The sequence below is a fragment of the Thomasclavelia spiroformis DSM 1552 genome (genome assembly GCF_025149465.1).
GTDB classification, from domain to species: Bacteria; Bacillota_I; Bacilli_A; order Erysipelotrichales; family Coprobacillaceae; genus Thomasclavelia; species Thomasclavelia spiroformis.
Genome location: NZ_CP102275.1, coordinates 705,582 through 721,585 on the forward strand (window position 1 = coordinate 705,582; position 16,004 = coordinate 721,585).

At 27.5% G+C, this 16,004-nt stretch carries 18 protein-coding genes and 1 riboswitch; of the genes, 15 read left to right on the plus strand and 3 right to left on the minus strand.

The features are described from left to right. Positions 1-413: 413 nt before the first annotated feature. The 5 genes from NQ543_RS03075 (at position 414) to NQ543_RS03095 (ending at position 4,933) form a co-directional block, all read left to right on the plus strand. Entirely contained in the window at positions 414-662 is a 249-nt protein-coding gene (locus NQ543_RS03075) for a hypothetical protein (protein WP_004610234.1), read from the plus strand. A gap of 804 nt (positions 663-1,466) precedes the next feature. Beyond that, positions 1,467-2,432: a helix-turn-helix domain-containing protein gene (locus NQ543_RS03080; protein ID WP_039904476.1), complete on the plus strand. Its 966-nt coding sequence runs from the start codon at positions 1,467-1,469 to the stop codon at positions 2,430-2,432. A 1-nt stretch (position 2,433) separates the two neighbouring features. After that, positions 2,434-3,141: a pseudouridine synthase gene (locus NQ543_RS03085; RefSeq protein WP_230197308.1), complete on the plus strand. Its 708-nt coding sequence runs from the start codon at positions 2,434-2,436 to the stop codon at positions 3,139-3,141. A 42-nt stretch (positions 3,142-3,183) separates the two neighbouring features. After that, positions 3,184-4,512 carry an MATE family efflux transporter gene (locus tag NQ543_RS03090; protein ID WP_004610238.1) on the plus strand — a complete coding sequence of 443 codons (1,329 nt, stop codon included), beginning with the start codon at positions 3,184-3,186 and terminating at the stop codon, positions 4,510-4,512. Between the two features lie 10 nt (positions 4,513-4,522). Further along, a complete protein-coding gene (locus NQ543_RS03095; RefSeq protein WP_004610239.1) occupies positions 4,523-4,933 on the plus strand; it encodes a peptide deformylase in 411 nt (136 codons plus the stop codon). Between the two features lie 13 nt (positions 4,934-4,946). On the opposite strand, the gene NQ543_RS03100 is transcribed toward NQ543_RS03095, so the two are convergent. Then, entirely contained in the window at positions 4,947-5,855 is a 909-nt protein-coding gene (locus tag NQ543_RS03100) for an RluA family pseudouridine synthase (protein ID WP_050752820.1), read from the minus strand. Between the two features lie 126 nt (positions 5,856-5,981). On the opposite strand from NQ543_RS03100, the gene NQ543_RS03105 reads away from it, so the two are divergent. Further along, complete coding sequence (locus tag NQ543_RS03105) at positions 5,982-6,500, plus strand: hypothetical protein (RefSeq protein WP_004610241.1); 519 nt, start codon at positions 5,982-5,984, stop codon at positions 6,498-6,500. Positions 6,501-6,516: 16 nt separating this feature from the next. Here the strand turns inward: NQ543_RS03105 and NQ543_RS03110 are convergent, their stop codons facing one another. Both NQ543_RS03110 and NQ543_RS03115 read right to left on the minus strand, forming a co-directional pair. After that, positions 6,517-7,185, minus strand: a complete 669-nt coding sequence (locus NQ543_RS03110; protein ID WP_230197309.1) for a YoaK family protein — start codon at positions 7,183-7,185, stop codon at positions 6,517-6,519. Positions 7,186-7,218: 33 nt separating this feature from the next. Continuing rightward, on the minus strand, positions 7,219-8,409 hold the full coding sequence (locus tag NQ543_RS03115; protein ID WP_004610243.1) for an acetate/propionate family kinase: 1,191 nt from the start codon (positions 8,407-8,409) through the stop codon (positions 7,219-7,221). 114 nt (positions 8,410-8,523) lie between these two features. Beyond that, positions 8,524-8,623, plus strand: a riboswitch (TPP riboswitch). A gap of 73 nt (positions 8,624-8,696) precedes the next feature. Between NQ543_RS03115 and NQ543_RS03120 the strand changes: the two genes are divergently transcribed. From NQ543_RS03120 to NQ543_RS03160, 9 genes are all read left to right on the plus strand, one after another. Further along, a complete protein-coding gene (locus NQ543_RS03120) occupies positions 8,697-9,224 on the plus strand; it encodes an energy-coupled thiamine transporter ThiT (protein ID WP_004610244.1) in 528 nt (175 codons plus the stop codon). Between the two features lie 120 nt (positions 9,225-9,344). Further along, positions 9,345-9,878 (plus strand): DUF402 domain-containing protein, encoded by a 534-nt coding sequence (locus tag NQ543_RS03125; protein WP_004610245.1) that lies wholly within the window; start codon positions 9,345-9,347, stop codon positions 9,876-9,878. A gap of 8 nt (positions 9,879-9,886) precedes the next feature. Further along, a complete protein-coding gene (gene tsaE, locus NQ543_RS03130) occupies positions 9,887-10,336 on the plus strand; it encodes a tRNA (adenosine(37)-N6)-threonylcarbamoyltransferase complex ATPase subunit type 1 TsaE (RefSeq protein ID WP_004610246.1) in 450 nt (149 codons plus the stop codon). Continuing rightward, positions 10,333-10,935, plus strand: a complete 603-nt coding sequence (gene tsaB, locus NQ543_RS03135; protein WP_004610247.1) for a tRNA (adenosine(37)-N6)-threonylcarbamoyltransferase complex dimerization subunit type 1 TsaB — start codon at positions 10,333-10,335, stop codon at positions 10,933-10,935. The genes tsaE and tsaB overlap by 4 nt, the downstream gene beginning before the upstream one ends. Next, positions 10,929-11,375, plus strand: a complete 447-nt coding sequence (rimI, locus tag NQ543_RS03140; RefSeq protein WP_004610248.1) for a ribosomal protein S18-alanine N-acetyltransferase — start codon at positions 10,929-10,931, stop codon at positions 11,373-11,375. The genes tsaB and rimI overlap by 7 nt, the downstream gene beginning before the upstream one ends. After that, complete coding sequence (gene tsaD, locus NQ543_RS03145) at positions 11,376-12,410, plus strand: tRNA (adenosine(37)-N6)-threonylcarbamoyltransferase complex transferase subunit TsaD (RefSeq protein ID WP_004610249.1); 1,035 nt, start codon at positions 11,376-11,378, stop codon at positions 12,408-12,410. After that, positions 12,403-13,029: a redox-sensing transcriptional repressor Rex gene (locus NQ543_RS03150; protein ID WP_004610250.1), complete on the plus strand. Its 627-nt coding sequence runs from the start codon at positions 12,403-12,405 to the stop codon at positions 13,027-13,029. The genes tsaD and NQ543_RS03150 overlap by 8 nt, the downstream gene beginning before the upstream one ends. 58 nt (positions 13,030-13,087) lie before the next feature. Then, entirely contained in the window at positions 13,088-14,473 is a 1,386-nt protein-coding gene (asnS, locus tag NQ543_RS03155; protein WP_004610251.1) for an asparagine--tRNA ligase, read from the plus strand. 64 nt (positions 14,474-14,537) lie between these two features. After that, positions 14,538-16,001 (plus strand): metallophosphoesterase family protein, encoded by a 1,464-nt coding sequence (locus tag NQ543_RS03160; protein ID WP_039904485.1) that lies wholly within the window; start codon positions 14,538-14,540, stop codon positions 15,999-16,001. Positions 16,002-16,004: the final 3 nt, after the last annotated feature.

The window sequence follows — 16,004 nt, forward strand, 5'->3', positions numbered from 1 at the left end:
CTTTAGATCAAAGATCTTAATATGTTTTTTTATGAATTACCTAAGAAATTGATTTGAGTATATCATTTTCTATTAGCCTTAGGCTTTTGGCTAATTAGATAATAAAGTAGACCACTTACTTCTTAACTGTAGGATTTTTATAGGGATTACTGCGCCATTTTTAATACGTATTATTCTACTAATACTTATATAAAACACATTAATAAAATAATATGTATTAAAAATATTATTGCGTAAAAGAAGATGAATTTAATGGCAAGAAAACAAAACATAAAATTCCTAATGAAGCAAGAACTAAATAAGATGCAAGCATTTGGAAAATCGAAATATCAGGATCAATTAATTCTTTATATTTTTTGATGTATAGTACACTAAATAACTAATGCTAACCTGTTTATAAGGAGGATAGCATTATGAATAATTTAGCTTATTTATCTAAAGAACGCTTAGCTTTCTTGAGGAAAAATCAATATAAAGAATCAACACTAGCTAAGTACAGAAGAGGGTTAAATGTTTTAAAATGTTTTTGTGAAAATCAAGTCAGTGAGGAATATACTCTAGAATTGAGAAATGCATACGTTGCTGATATTTATATCAATGGTCATTTTAGTACGCATCGATATCTTGATAGAGGTCGTCTAACACGATTTCTAAACTTTTAGTTGGAACATGATTATTTCGATTATCTATTAAAAAGGGGAAAAAATATGATGATGATATAATAAGATTTCAAGGCGAATATGAGGCATATAAAAATTATATATGACAGGAATATCAAAGAATTGACCAAACATAATTATAGTTATTATGCTAATATTTTCTAGCATCAAATTTAGGAAATTTGAACATTCTTACAATATCTTACACTGTTCTCCCATAGTGGATGAATACTTACCCTTTTAATATATCTACCACAAAGGAAAAATTTATCATATCATTTAACTGTCTTTAAAAATTATTCTTTGAAATTAAGATATCATATAATTCTGTATGTTGATTAAAATTTAATCCTAGTTGTTTATCTGATTTTATCATTTGCATCATTTTTTTTGTATATGTATTATTAAATTGTATACACATAATTTTACATTCTGGATATTTTTTGATATTGCTATCCCTGTTATTGTCTATTTTGATGTAAAAAAAGCATATAAAAAATATGAAAGTGACAACTTATGAATTTAATTTTTAAATCGTCATCTGCACATTTGTATATATTGTGCAGATGATTTTTTATAAGTACATTTTAATTTATCAAATGTCAGGATTTTTTTAGATTTAAACAAGATTTAATTATATTAATATGTTATTTATAATAAAATGATTTTTTAAAAGTAAAATAAAGTATAATTAAGATATATTTATTAGTTGCAACTGCTAGTTGCGCTAATTGTCTAGTTAAATTGGTAGTAAGTAACTAGAAAATGGGCTATATTTATTTTGTAAATAGATTGGAGGTAATGAATGTGATATTAGCAGATAAAATTATTGAACTTAGAAAAAAGAATGGGTGGTCACAAGAACAGTTAGCTCAAAAGTTAAATGTAACTAGACAATCAATATCAAAATGGGAAGGCGAACAATCTGTTCCTGATTTACAAAAAATTATTTTATTAAGTGAGATATTTGGAGTAACTACAGATTATTTAATTAAAGATGAAATTGAAGAAGAAGAGTTTTTAAATGAAGATGTTGATTTAAAAGTAAGAAAAGTTACCTTAACGGAAGCCAAAGAATTTTTAAATATAAAGCATACAAGTGCCAAGTTAATGTCATTAGGAGTTTTTCTTTGTATTATTTCACCTGTTTGTTTATTTATTTTATTAAGTTTGGGTGATAAGATAATAGCTGGAAATATTGCTACAGCAGTAGGATTAAGCGTTTTATTAATTTTGGTTGCGATTGCTACTGGGATATTTATATATTGTGAAGAAAAGACTAAGAAATTTGATTATTTAGAAAATGAATTATTTGATACAGAATATGGGGTAAAGGGAGTAGTAAGTCAATTAAAAAAAGAATATCATGATACTTATGTTAAATATAATATTTTAGGGACGATTATTTGTATTTTATCGGTACTACCATTATTTTTAGGTATTGTTGTTTTAGATGATGAGTTGTTTATTTTAAAAATGGTTGCAATATTATTAATATTAGTAGGATTAGGAGTTAATTTTTTTGTAATTGCTAGTATTAATTATGAAAGCATGAATTTACTTTTAAAAGAAAACTGTCAAAATAGTAAACTAAGTAAAAATAAAAAAATCAAAGATACTATTAGCAGCGTTTATTGGCTTTTGTCTTTAACAATATATTTGGGATATAGTTTAGTAAGTAATGATTGGGGACATAGTTGGATTATTTGGCCAATAGCTGGGGTTTTGTTTGCAATAGTAGCGGTTATTATTAATATTTTATTTGAGGATTGAGGTGATAGTTATTAAAGATTTATACTATGTTTTAATGTGTTGTAATTTAGGTAATGTAAATAAATGTAAAAATTTGATTAAATCAAGTCGAATTAGAGTTAATAATCAAATTATTAAAGATATAAGATATCAAGTTGATATTGATGATGTTATTGTTTTTGATGGTGTTGAGTTAAAATGGCCATTTGTTTATTACATGTTAAATAAACCTAAAGGATATATTTGTGCTAATCATGATAAAAAATATAAATGTGTAATTGATTTAATCGGTCGAGATGATTGTTATTGTTTAGGAAGATTAGATATTGATACAACCGGTTTATTGTTAATTACAAATGATAAAACATTATCAAAAAGATTATTATTACCTGAAAATCATATTGATAAAAAATATTATGTCACAGTTAAAAATAAATTAACTGATGATTTAATTGAAATATTTAATAACGGAATTATAATAGATCAAAAAGTAAAGTGTAAACCAAGTTATTTAGAAATAATTGATGATTATCACTGTTATCTTACTATTAATGAGGGTCGCTATCATCAGATCAAAAAAATGTTTTTATCATGTAATAACAAAGTATTAGAATTAAAAAGAGTTATGTTTGCTTCAATAAATTTAGATAATAATCTATCATTGGCAAATTATCGAAAACTAAATAATCAAGAAATTAAACAACTTATTACAATAAATAATACAAAATAATATAAAATAGGTATATAATAAAACCCATTGGGGGGATATTTAATGTTATTTAGTAACCAAGATTTAAAAAAACTAATAATTCCATTAATAATTGAACAAATACTAGTAATACTAGTTGGTTTTTCAGATACTGTAATGGTTGCAAGTGTTGGTGAAGCAGCTGTATCAGCAGTATCATTAGTTGATGGGATTAATGTTTTATTAATCAATATTTTTTCAGCTCTTGCAACTGGAGGAGCTGTTGTTGCATCACAGTTTATTGGTCAGGGTTCAATAAAAAAAGCTCAATATTCTGCTAAGCAATTAATTTTAATTACAGCTTTACTAGCTAGTGTATTAATGATCATTATCATTATTTTTAATAGTTCTTTATTGCAACTTATTTTTGGACATGTAGAAGCAAATGTCATGAAAAATGCTGAAATTTATTTTTTGTTTTCAGCAATTTCTTATCCTTTTATTGCTTTATATAATGCTGGGGCAGCATTATTTAGAGCGATAGGAAATTCTAAGATTTCAATGATCAATAGTGCTATTATGAATGTTATTAACATTGGATTAAATGCAGTATTTATTTTTGGTTTTAAATGGGGCGTTTTTGGAGCTGTACTGGCAACTTTAATTGCCCGAGTGGTTGCTTGTACAGTTATTTTAAAGACATTAAGTCATAAAAATAATGAATTATATGTCAATGATTATTTACATTGGCATTTTGATTTTACTTATATCAAAAAGATTCTTACAATTGGGATTCCTTCAGGTTTAGAAAATGGAATGTTCCAATTTGGTAAGATACTAGTACAAAGTTTAATTGCTTCTTTTGGAACATATTCAATTGCAGCCAATGCTGTTTCTAATAATCTTGCACAAATGCAAATTATTCCAGGAATGGCAATGTCGCTTGCAATGGTTACTGTAGTAGGTAGGTGTGTAGGAGCTAACGATTATAAACAGGCAAAATATTATATAAAAAAATTAATGAAGATTACATATATTACAATGGCTGTTTTAATAACTGTATTATTGGTTTTTACGCCAATAATTTTAAAATTTTATGCTCTTTCAAAAGAAACAATTGATTTAGCATATCAATGTATTTTTATTCATACAATTTTTGCAGCTACAATTTGGCCATTAGCATTTACTTTTCCAAATGCTTTAAGAGCTTCAAATGATGCAAAATTTACAATGATTGTTTCAGCAACTTCGATGTGGATTTTTAGATTTTGTTTTAGTTATGTTATTGGTCGATATATGGGTTATGGTTTATTAGGTGTATGGATTGCAATGTTTATTGATTGGATAGTGCGTAGTATTTTCTTTATCTGGCGTTATCATAGTGGTAAATGGATGAATAAACAATTAGTATAAGGAGTAAAAAATGATTAAAAAAATTGTAAAAGATAAATTATTTTTAAGTCAAAAATCATCATTAGCATCAAAAGAAGACTTATATATAGTAGAAGATCTTTTAGATACAATTAAAGCAAATAAAGATAAATGTGTTGGAATGGCAGCTAATATGATAGGTTATAATAAGCAAATAATTGTAATTGAAAATAATGATGAATATTTAGTAATGATCAATCCTTCAATTACTAAAACTACAGGTAAATATGAAACAAATGAAGGTTGCTTATGTCATGAAACCTTAATGCCAGCGTTGCGTTATCATAAAATAACAGTTGAATATTTAGATCTTAATTTTAAGAAAAAAACACGAACTTTCAAAGATTATTCAGCCCAAATTATCCAACATGAAATAGATCACTGTAACGGTATTTTAGTATAATTAAAAGATTGGCTTATAACCAATCTTTTTTGATATTAATAAAATTCATATCTTGAGGTAAGTCAGCTTTAACAATAATCTGTTGCTTTGTAACAGGATGAATAAATTCTAATTTATATGCATGTAAAGCTAATCGATCAATTAATTTACTTTTATTACCATATAAAGGATCACTTAATAATGGATGATTAATTGAAGCTAGATGAACACGAATTTGATGTTTTCGACCAGTTTTCAAATCACATTTACAAACAGTATAATTTTTTTGTTTATCATGTTTAATAATTTTTATTTCTGTTATTGCTTTTAATCCTTTGTTAGTAATTCTCATTTTATTAACATGACGATCTCGAGCAATATCTCTATTAATCGTAAGATCATGATCGATAATTCCTTTACAAATAGCAATATAGCTTCTTTTTATTAATTTATTTGCCATCATATTATCTAATATTGGCTGTAAAAGAGGACATTTACAAAATAATACTAAACCAGTCGTATCTTTGTCTAAACGATGAATATGTCGAATTAGCAAATATTGATTAGTTTCTAAATAATAGTTTGCAACATAGTTACACAATGTATTTAGTTCTTTTTTTGTTTCTGGATAAATAGTTGTATTGATTGGCTTATTTACGATTAAGATAAAATCATTTTCATAAGCTATTGATAAAGGATATTCTTGAGGAACGTAATCAATTGATTCTTGATTAAAAGCTTTTATTTTTAAATGATCATTTTTGTTTAAAAGATGATTATCGTTTACAAATTGATTATTTAAAGTATAATTTTTATCTTGTTTTAATAAATGAATTGTTTTTTTTGATAAATGTAAATAATTGAATATATCTCTAATTGTTTTATGATGAAAATCATTATCAATGATCAATGTCAAATAATCCCCTTGAAGCTTATATTTCACATAGATTCCTCCTTTTAAAAGCATTATAACAAATTAATGGTATAAAATGCATAAATATTAAAAAAATGTAAACAATATAAGTAATTTTAGAATTACTAATGTAAAAGATAATAGGAGGAGATCAAAATGAGTGTTCATGATAACTTAGTTGAAATAAGTAAATCATTAGAAAATCTAGAAGAGACCGGTATTTATGATGTAGAAAAATATAGTTGCTCACTAAAACATTTAACTAATCAATTAGAATATTTTTATTGTCATTTAGTAAAAGAGCAAGGTCGTGATAGTGAAAATACGTTTTATCATTTAAAACTTAGGCCTAAAATTCATCAACTCGCATATTTCAATATTGGACGAGGATTTCCTAAAGAATTAATGGATGGACATTGGTGTTATATATTAAAAGATTTAGGTTATAAAATGTTAATTATTCCGTGCACATCATTAAAAGGTAATAGTTGTAATCCGGGTTTTGAATTAGATATTGATGTAATGATGGAAAATGTAAAAACTAAAAGTCGTTTACAGTTAAGTGAAATACGTTGTGTTGATATGCAAAGATTGGATTTACGAAAACCATTTTGCAATGTACTTAGTACACGTAAAGAAATTATTAATTATGTTGAAGAGCATTTGTTAAAATAAAAAAAGCCTAAAAAGGCTAATACATTAAAATCAATAAAGCTATTAAAAGTAGTAAGCAACAAAATAATAAAGAAATTTGACCAAAGAAATTAATTAATATTGTTGCAATAATTGCACCTAAAATAAAGAAGAAAATAATGATTAAATATCGAAAACAATGTTTCAATGCATCTTTATCATGTAAAAAAAGATAGGCAGATAATTTTTGACCAGCCGATTTTAAATTACCAGTGCACATAGTTGAAGCATATGGTAAACCACGAGTAGTTTTAAAAGCATTAACTTGTAATGAACAAACTAAACCAATTGTTACATTACAAATTAAATGTGGTAATTGTTTTGGTTCAAAAGCAATTATTGTAAGAATAATTATTTCAATTATCAAAATCAAATGTTGCCACTCAAGATATTGAAGATTAGTAAATTTATGTCTAATATATTCACTAATAACAATTCCAAGAAAAAATGCCATAATCGGTAATAAATAATATAGTGCCCCTATAAAATCACTTTGAGCAATCTTTAATCCCATTAAAACAATATTACCAGTTTGTGCATTAGCAAAGACATTACCTTTTAAAATATAAGTATAGATGTCTAAAAATCCCCCAACAATCGCAAGTAAAATACCTGTTAGCAAAGATTCATGAATCGTTGCTTTAAAATAACTTTTAATTTTCATCATTAAAAACATGTAGCATTTTTGCTACATGTATTTTTATAAATTTAATAAGCGTTTAGTATCACGTGCGATTACTAATTCTTCATTTGTTGGGATAACAAAAACTTTAACTTTAGAATTAGGAGTACTAATCAAACGATCACCTTTACCATTAACATTTGCATCTTCATCAAGTTCAACACCTAAAGCATCTTTTAATAAATCACAAATACCTTTTCTTGCAAAGAATGAATTTTCCCCAATTCCTGCAGTGAAGCAGATTGCATCAACACCACCTAAAGCAATGAAATAACGTCCAATATAAGCAATAACACGGCGATAGAAAATATCAATTGCTAATTGTGCTCTTTCATTTCCTTCAATGGCAGCATTTTGAACATCTCTAAAATCACTAGAAATACCTGAAATTCCTAATAATCCCGATTCTTTATTCAACATTTTGATAACTTCTTTCATATCCATGCCAACTTCTTCAATTAAATAATCAATTACTGAAGGGTCAACATCACCACTACGAGTTCCCATCATGATACCTGCAAGTGGTGTAAATCCCATAGATGTATTTACTGACTTACCATCTTTAATTGCTGTTAAAGATCCACCAGCACCTAAATGAGCAACGATAATTTTAGAATGTTCAGGATTACCTAACATTTCAATACATCTTCTAGAAACATAGTAATGACTAGTACCATGAGCCCCATACTTACGCACTTTATAATCAGTATAATATTTATATGGAATTGGATAAATATAACATTTTGGTTCTAATGTTTGATGAAAAGCAGTGTCGAATACCGCAACTGCACCAGCATTAGGAATTGCTTCTTTAAATGCATAATATCCAGTTAAATGTGCTGGATTGTGAAGTGGTGCCAATGATTTTAATTCGTCAATTTTATTTACAACATCTTCGTCAATAATAACTGATGAATCAAAATATGCGCCCCCTTGAACAACACGATGTCCAACGCCCTTGATTTCATCTAAATCTTTTACAATGCCTTTTTCAATTAAAGTATCTAATAATAGTTCTACTGCAACCTTATGATCTTTAATAGGACTAGTTGTAACTGTTTTTTTACCATCATATTTGATCGTAAAGATAGAATCTTCTAATCCGATTCTTTCAATAACCCCAGAGGTAATTACAGATTCGTCATCCATTTCAAATAATTGAAATTTTAATGATGAACTACCTGCATTTACAGAAATAATTTTTGCCATTTTTATACAGCCTCCTTAATCTATGGTCATTATATCATTATTTTATAAAATATCTATAAAAAAGCATAAGCTTTATAATTTTTTCTTGAAATTTGACTAATAAATCATATAATATAAATGAGCCAGGGGCGCATTTTGCTGAGAAAGGTTATACCTTGTCCCTTATTATCTGAACTGGGTAATGCCAGCGTAGAGAGAGCAATTTTAAAATTATTTGCTTTTTTACGCTTGTAAAAAAGCTTTTTTTAATTTTGTTTGGCTCTTTTTAAGAAAGGGGAAAACAAAGAATGAAAAACAGGAAATTTGAAATTACTACTAAAACAATGACTTATATGGCTATTTTTGCAGCATTACAAATTGTTTTAGAATATCTAACACAATTTACACCTACAATGCCAAATGGTGGAAATATTAGTTTTTCTTTAGTAGCATTAATGTTATGTAGCTATTTAATGGGAGCTAGTTATGGTTTAATCGTTTCACTTGTATGTGTAGGGTTACATTTTGTCTTAGGTTTAGCGACATTTTATGGACCGCTATCAGTTATTTTTGACTATTTGTTACCAATGGCAATTGTCGGAATAGTTGGCTTGATTCCATTGATTAAAATTAATCAAATTGAAATTCCAATTGGAATTATTATTGTAATGATATTAAAAACAATTAGTCATTTAATTGCTGGGTGGTATGCATTTAATACTCCATTACTTGGTAACTTATCATATAATATCCCATATAATTTAGCCACTCTTGTTGTATGTTTTATCTTGTTTATGCTTTTATATCCAAGATTAAAAAATAAAATTAGAATATAATTAAGTTATGACACGTATCACGGTGATATGTGTCTTTTTTATTGCTGTTATGAGATTTCACCTTTAAAAAAATATGCATTTTGTGTATAATAGAAATGTTATAAAGAGAGGTATTGAATAATGTCAAATTCCCTGGTAGGAAAAAAGGTATTAATTCATTGTTATAAACATGATGGAAGTATCCATCGATGTTGGTCCAAGGGATTTATTTTAGATGAAAATGATGATCATTTTATTGCGATAAATAATCGTACTTTAGTTACCGAAGCAGATGGACGAATGTGGCATACAAGAGAACCTGCAATATGCTACTTTCCTAAGAAAAAATGGTATAATGTTATTTGCATGATTCGTAAAACAGGAGTTTATTATTATTGTAATATTGCTTCACCAACTTTATATGATGGCGAAGCATTAAAATATATTGATTATGATCTTGATTTAAAAGTTTTTCCTGATGGAAATTATCGTGTTTTGGACGAAGAAGAATATCGTCAACACGCAAAACAAATGAATTATTCTAAAGAATTAGATAAAATATTAAAAAAACAATTAGATATATTAATTAATTTAGCTTCAAAAAGAGCTGGTCCATTTGATGAAGATTTTACTAAACACTGGTACCATATCTATGAAGATCTAACACAAGGATAGGTGAAAAAATGCAAACAGTAATTAGAATCAATAATTTAGATGAAACAATTGAATTAGGAAAGCAATTAGGTGAATTATTAAAACCAAATATGCTAATTACTTTAAGTGGGGATTTAGGTGCTGGTAAAACTACTTTTACTAAAGGGATTGGTTTAGGTTTAGAAATTAAAAAAATTATTAATAGTCCTACTTTTACAATTTTAAAACAGTATCAAGGAAGATTGAATTTATCACATTTTGATGCTTATCGTTTGGAAGGTCAAGATGATGATTTGGGTTTTGAAGAGATTTTTGATAGTGATGATGTTTGTGTAGTTGAATGGGCAAATTATATTGAAGATATTTTACCAACTGAAAGATTAGAAATTGAAATAAAAAAAATTGATGAAAATGCTCGTGATTTTATATTTAGAGCAGTAGGATCTAGATATGAGCAGTTATTGGAGGAGTTTAAATGAAAACAGTTGTAATGGATACATCAAATGCTTATCTGGTAATAGCTTTATATGAAAATGATAAATGTCTTGAGCGATATCAAGAGTTTGGTAATAAAAAGCAATCTGAATATGCTATAACTTATTTAGATGAAATGTTAAAAAGAAATAATTTTAATATTTTAGATTTTGATGAAATGATCATAACGATTGGCCCTGGTTCATATACTGGTCAAAGAGTTGCCTTAACGATTGCTAAAACATTAGCTGCAATTAGTAAAATAAAAATAAAAGCGGTTTCTTCTTTACATGGATATGTAGGTAGTGACAAGGCAATTAGTGTTATCGATGCGCGTAGTAAAAAGATATTTGTTGGAGTGTATGATAATAATTGTAAGGTTATTGATGATCAAATAATGTTGATTGAAAATTTTAATGATTTTAAAAAGCAGTATCCTGATTATCCAGTATATGGAGATAGTGAAATAGTTGGGTATGATAAAATTGAAGTTGATTTATGTAAAAATATATATGAGGCTTCAAAAAATGTTGAATATGTTGAAGATGTTGATAATTTAATTCCTCATTATTTAAAGGATGTTGAGGCTAAAAAAATATGTTAATTAGAAAAATGGAATGTTTGGATATTGATAAGATCGTAGAGATTGAAAAAGAATTGTTTACTTCTCCTTGGGATAAAGATGCTTTATATTATGAAGTAGAGAGAAATGCTTTTTCGACTATTTTGATTTTAGAGAATAATGATGAAATAGTTGGATATATTGGGATGTGGTTATTAGGAGATCAAACTCAAATAACTACATTGGGAATAAGAGAAATGTATCAAGGTAGAGGATATGGAAAGCTTTTAATGGATAAATGTGAAGAAATTACTAAAATGCAAGGATATCCAAATATTAATTTAGAAGTACGTGTTTCTAATGAAAAAGCAATTAGTTTATATAAAAAATGTGGTTTTAAAATTGTTGCTACAAGAAAGAATTATTATCAAGATAATCATGAAGATGCATATTTAATGATAAAGAAAATGGAGGATAAGTAAATGTCACTGATTTTAGCAATTGAATCAAGTTGTGATGAAATGGCAATGGCTATTTTGAAAGATAAACGTGAATTTTTATCAAGTGTAGTAGCCTCCCAAATTGATATACATGCATTGTATGGTGGAGTAGTTCCAGAAATTGCTAGTAGAAAGCATGTTGAATGTGTAAGTGTAGTACTAAAAGAAACATTAAAAAAAGCTAATGTTACAATTGATCAAATTGATGCCATAGCAGTTACTAAAGGACCAGGGTTAGTTGGTTCATTGCATATTGGATTGCAAGTGGCTAAAACAATCTCTATGGCATATCAAAAACCATTAATTGGGGTTCATCATATTGCTGGTCATATTTATGCAAATAATTATAATCAAGATATGATATATCCAAGTTTATGTTTAGTTGTAAGTGGTGGACACAGTGAATTAGTTTTATTAAAAGCACCATTTGAATTTGAAGTTATTGGAACTACATTTGATGATGCTGTTGGTGAGGCATATGATAAAGTTGGCCGAGTTTTAGGATTACCATATCCTGGTGGTCCGATAATTGATAAAATGGCTAGTGTTGGAAAAGCAACATATGATTTACCGCTTCCTTTAGATGATGATAGCTATAATTTTAGTTTTAGTGGTTTAAAATCGGCGGTAATTAATTTAAATCATAAAGCTAATCAACGTGGTGAAACAATTAATAAAGAAAATTTAGCGACGTCTTTTCAAAATGTGGTAATTGAGGTTTTAGTTAATAAAACGATTAAAGCAGCTAAAGCTTATGGTGTTAAACAAGTAATGTTAGCAGGTGGAGTAAGTGCTAATCGAGGATTAAGAACGGCAATGGAGATGGCAGTAAGTAATTTGGATGGTGTTGAATTATTATTACCACCTATGAGTTGTTGTACTGATAATGCTATGATGATTGCTTTATGTGCAAAACAGATGTATGATTTGAAAATGTTTAGTGATTTATCACTTGGAATTAAACCTAATTTGGATCTTGAAAGTGAATCTTATCAAGGAGTAAGAAGTGATGGATAAAAAAATTTCAAATGCAACGATGTCGCGTTATCCGGTTTATTTAAAAGCTCTTAGAAAGATGCAACATGAAGGTAAAGAAAACTGTTTATCAAGTGAATTATCAGAATTAACAGGAGTTTTAGATACAACGATTCGTCGAGATTTTACTTATTTATCTAAAACTAATAATTTTGGTCAACGTGGTAAAGGTTATGATGTTAAACATCTGATAGATGTATTAAGTGAAGTGTTAGGTTTAGGATTAGATGAATCGATTATTTTAATCGGAGTTGGAAATTTAGGAAGCGCGATTTTAAAATATAATCGTTGGCAATATACGGTTGGAAAAATTGTCTGTGGTTATGATCAAGATAAAAACAAAGAGGGCGAACGTTTTGGAGTTAAGTTGTATAATATTGATGATTTGGAAAAAACTTTTCCAAAAGATTGTAAGATTGCAATTTTAGCCATTTCAGAAAATGTTCAACCAACAGTAGATCGTTTAATGGATTTAGGAATTAGAGGAATTGTAGATTTTACACATACTCATTTTACGGTTAGACCTGGTGTAGAGGTACAGCAAGTAGATGTTGTAGTAGCAATCCAAGAATTAGTAATTAAGATGGATTCAAATCGATAATAATGCTTGAATAGTATAGATGATAAAGTATATAATATTTAAAACTAGGAGGATTAATATGTTTGAATTTATAACGGTTAGAGAATTATATGAAATGTTTTTAAGTAATCAAATGATGGATTTAGAAGGGTATGAATATGTTGAACTTGAGGGTTGGGTTCGTACTAATAGAAATAGTGGTAAACTAGGTTTTATTGCTTTAAATGATGGTACATATTTTAAAAATTTACAAATTGTTTATACTGAACAAGGAATTGATAATTATGCAGAAATTGATAAATTGTCAACAGGGAGTGCAATTAGAGTTGTTGGAAAATTAAAATTAACTCCTGAAGGAAAACAACCTTTTGAAGTAGAAGCAACTGAAATCGAAATTGAAGGTCGTTGTGATGAAGATTTCCCATTACAAAAGAAACGTCATTCTTTTGAATATATGAGAGAAATTCCTCATTTAAGACCTAGAGCTAATACTTTTTATGCTATTTTTAGATTACGTAGTGTTTTATCAATGGCGATTCATGAATTTTTCCAATCACAAGGGTTTGTGTATGTACATACACCAATCATTACAAGTAATGACGGTGAAGGTGCTGGAGAAATGTTTAGAGCTACAACTATTGATGGAACAAACTTTGAAGATGACTTTTTTGAAAAAGAAGCTTTTTTAACAGTTACTGGTCAATTACATGTTGAAGCTTTTGCTATGGCATTTAGAGATGTTTATACATTTGGGCCTGCTTTTAGAGCAGAAAATTCAAATACTTCAAGACATGCTAGTGAATTTTGGATGATTGAGCCTGAAATTGCTTTTGCAGATCTTGAAGATGATATGGATTTGATTGAAGATATGGTTAAATATTGTATTGACTATGTTTTAGATAATGCTCCAGAAGAAATGAATTTCTTTGCATCAATGATTGATAAAGATTGTATTAATCGTATTACTAAAGTTAGAAATAGCGATTTTAAACGTATGACATACACTGAAGCAATTGAAATTTTAGAAAAGGCTGATGTTAAGTTTAAAAATAAAGTTTCATGGGGAATGGATTTAAATAGTGAACATGAACGTTATATTTGTGAACAAGTAGTTAAAGGTCCAGTATTTTTAACTGATTATCCAAAAGAAATCAAAGCATTTTATATGCGTTTAAATGATGATAATAAAACAGTTGCCGCTTGTGACTTATTAGTTCCAGGAATCGGAGAATTAGTAGGTGGTAGTCAACGTGAAGAAAGATATGATGTCTTAGAAAAAATCATGGATGAAAAAAATATGACTAAAGACAACTTACAATGGTATATGGATTTACGTCGATATGGTGGATGTAAGCATGCAGGATTTGGTTTAGGCTTTGATCGTTTCTTAATGTATTTAACAGGTATGCAAAATATTCGTGACGTTGAACCTTTCCCAAGAACACCAAGAAATCTGAAATTTTAAAAAAGCCTATATTTTTATAGGCTTTTTCTTTTCTTGCGGTATAATATAACTAGGAGGCGATGAAATGAATGAATATGATTTGATCAATTGCTATTTGAATCTAATTTTCGATAATAGCTTTACTTATTTTACTCGCATTCTTGATGGATATCGTGGATTATGTCAATTTAGAAAATGGATGCGTAAACGCAACATTAATCTAAATGCCATTGAAAATATAGGTTATGATGCTTTTAATGCTATTTGCAAAGCTAAAAATAAAGATCAGATAATAGATAAAATTGATCCTAAATACTTAGATGAGTTAATGGAATATATTAATACAGAAAGAAATAAATATCAAATTGTTGTATTGTCTAGTTTTGATTACAGTGATACTATTAATGTTTATTTGACTTCATCACAAATTGTTAAAGATTTAAGTAGTGATAAAGTAAGTGTTATTAATTGTCATAGCTTATTAAAAAAAGATGATTTATCATTTTATGGACCATATAGGCATTTTATAAATGCATTATATCAAATTGATCGTTGGCCGGGTCTTTTAATATTTAAAGGTGACAATTGGTCTTTTTTGCCTGTATACACGATAAAAGACATTCAAGATGCAATGTTTAAAATAAAACAAGATACTATCTTTTCAAGTAGATATCTAAGTCCATACGATAGTTATTTTATACAACTTAGTGATTTACATTTAGGAAATAAAAAGAAAAATAAAGGTTGTCTAGCTTTAGAAAAAAGTTTAGATGAAACGTTTAAACAATTACGATCATATTATTCATTGAAATTTTTAATTACTGGAGATTTAATGAATTCGCCTAATCGTAAAAATATGTATGAAGCATCTAACTTTATGAAGTTATTAAAAAATAAATATAGCGGAGATGTTTCTTTTATTTTAGGTAATCATGATGTAATAGTTAATGGTTTTAATATTTTTAAAAGACAAAAAAGTAAAGTGATTGCTTTTTTGTTGAATGAAAGTATTAAAGTATTTGAAAAAGAAAAGATTATTTTAATCAAAATAGATTCCACAGTAGAAGGAAATTTAGCAAGAGGAAAAGTTGGTAAAAAGCAATTAGATAATATTGATGAAGAATTAGCAAGTATTAAAAATCTAAAAGATTACACGATGGTAGCAATGTTACATCATCATTTATTTCCAATTACCCGAGATGAGTTTTTAAAACAAAGATGGCGTGAAAAAATGTTTGTGGGAAAAATAATGGATAGTTCTAAAGCACTAGTAGATAGTCAAGATTTAATTGAGTGGTTTAGAAAACATCAAATTCAATATGTTTTACATGGACATAAACATTTACCATTTTTTACTAATCATGATGGTATGTATGTTATTGCTGCTGGTTCTTCTTGCGGAAGTGGCGCTAAAGAAAGTGATAGTCGTTATTTAAGTTATAATGTATTAAAATATGATCATCGTTATAAACGTTTTAAATATTGTTTTATTATTTATGATGATATGACTTTACAAGATCGTCAAAGAATTATAGTAAATATGTTTTAGGAG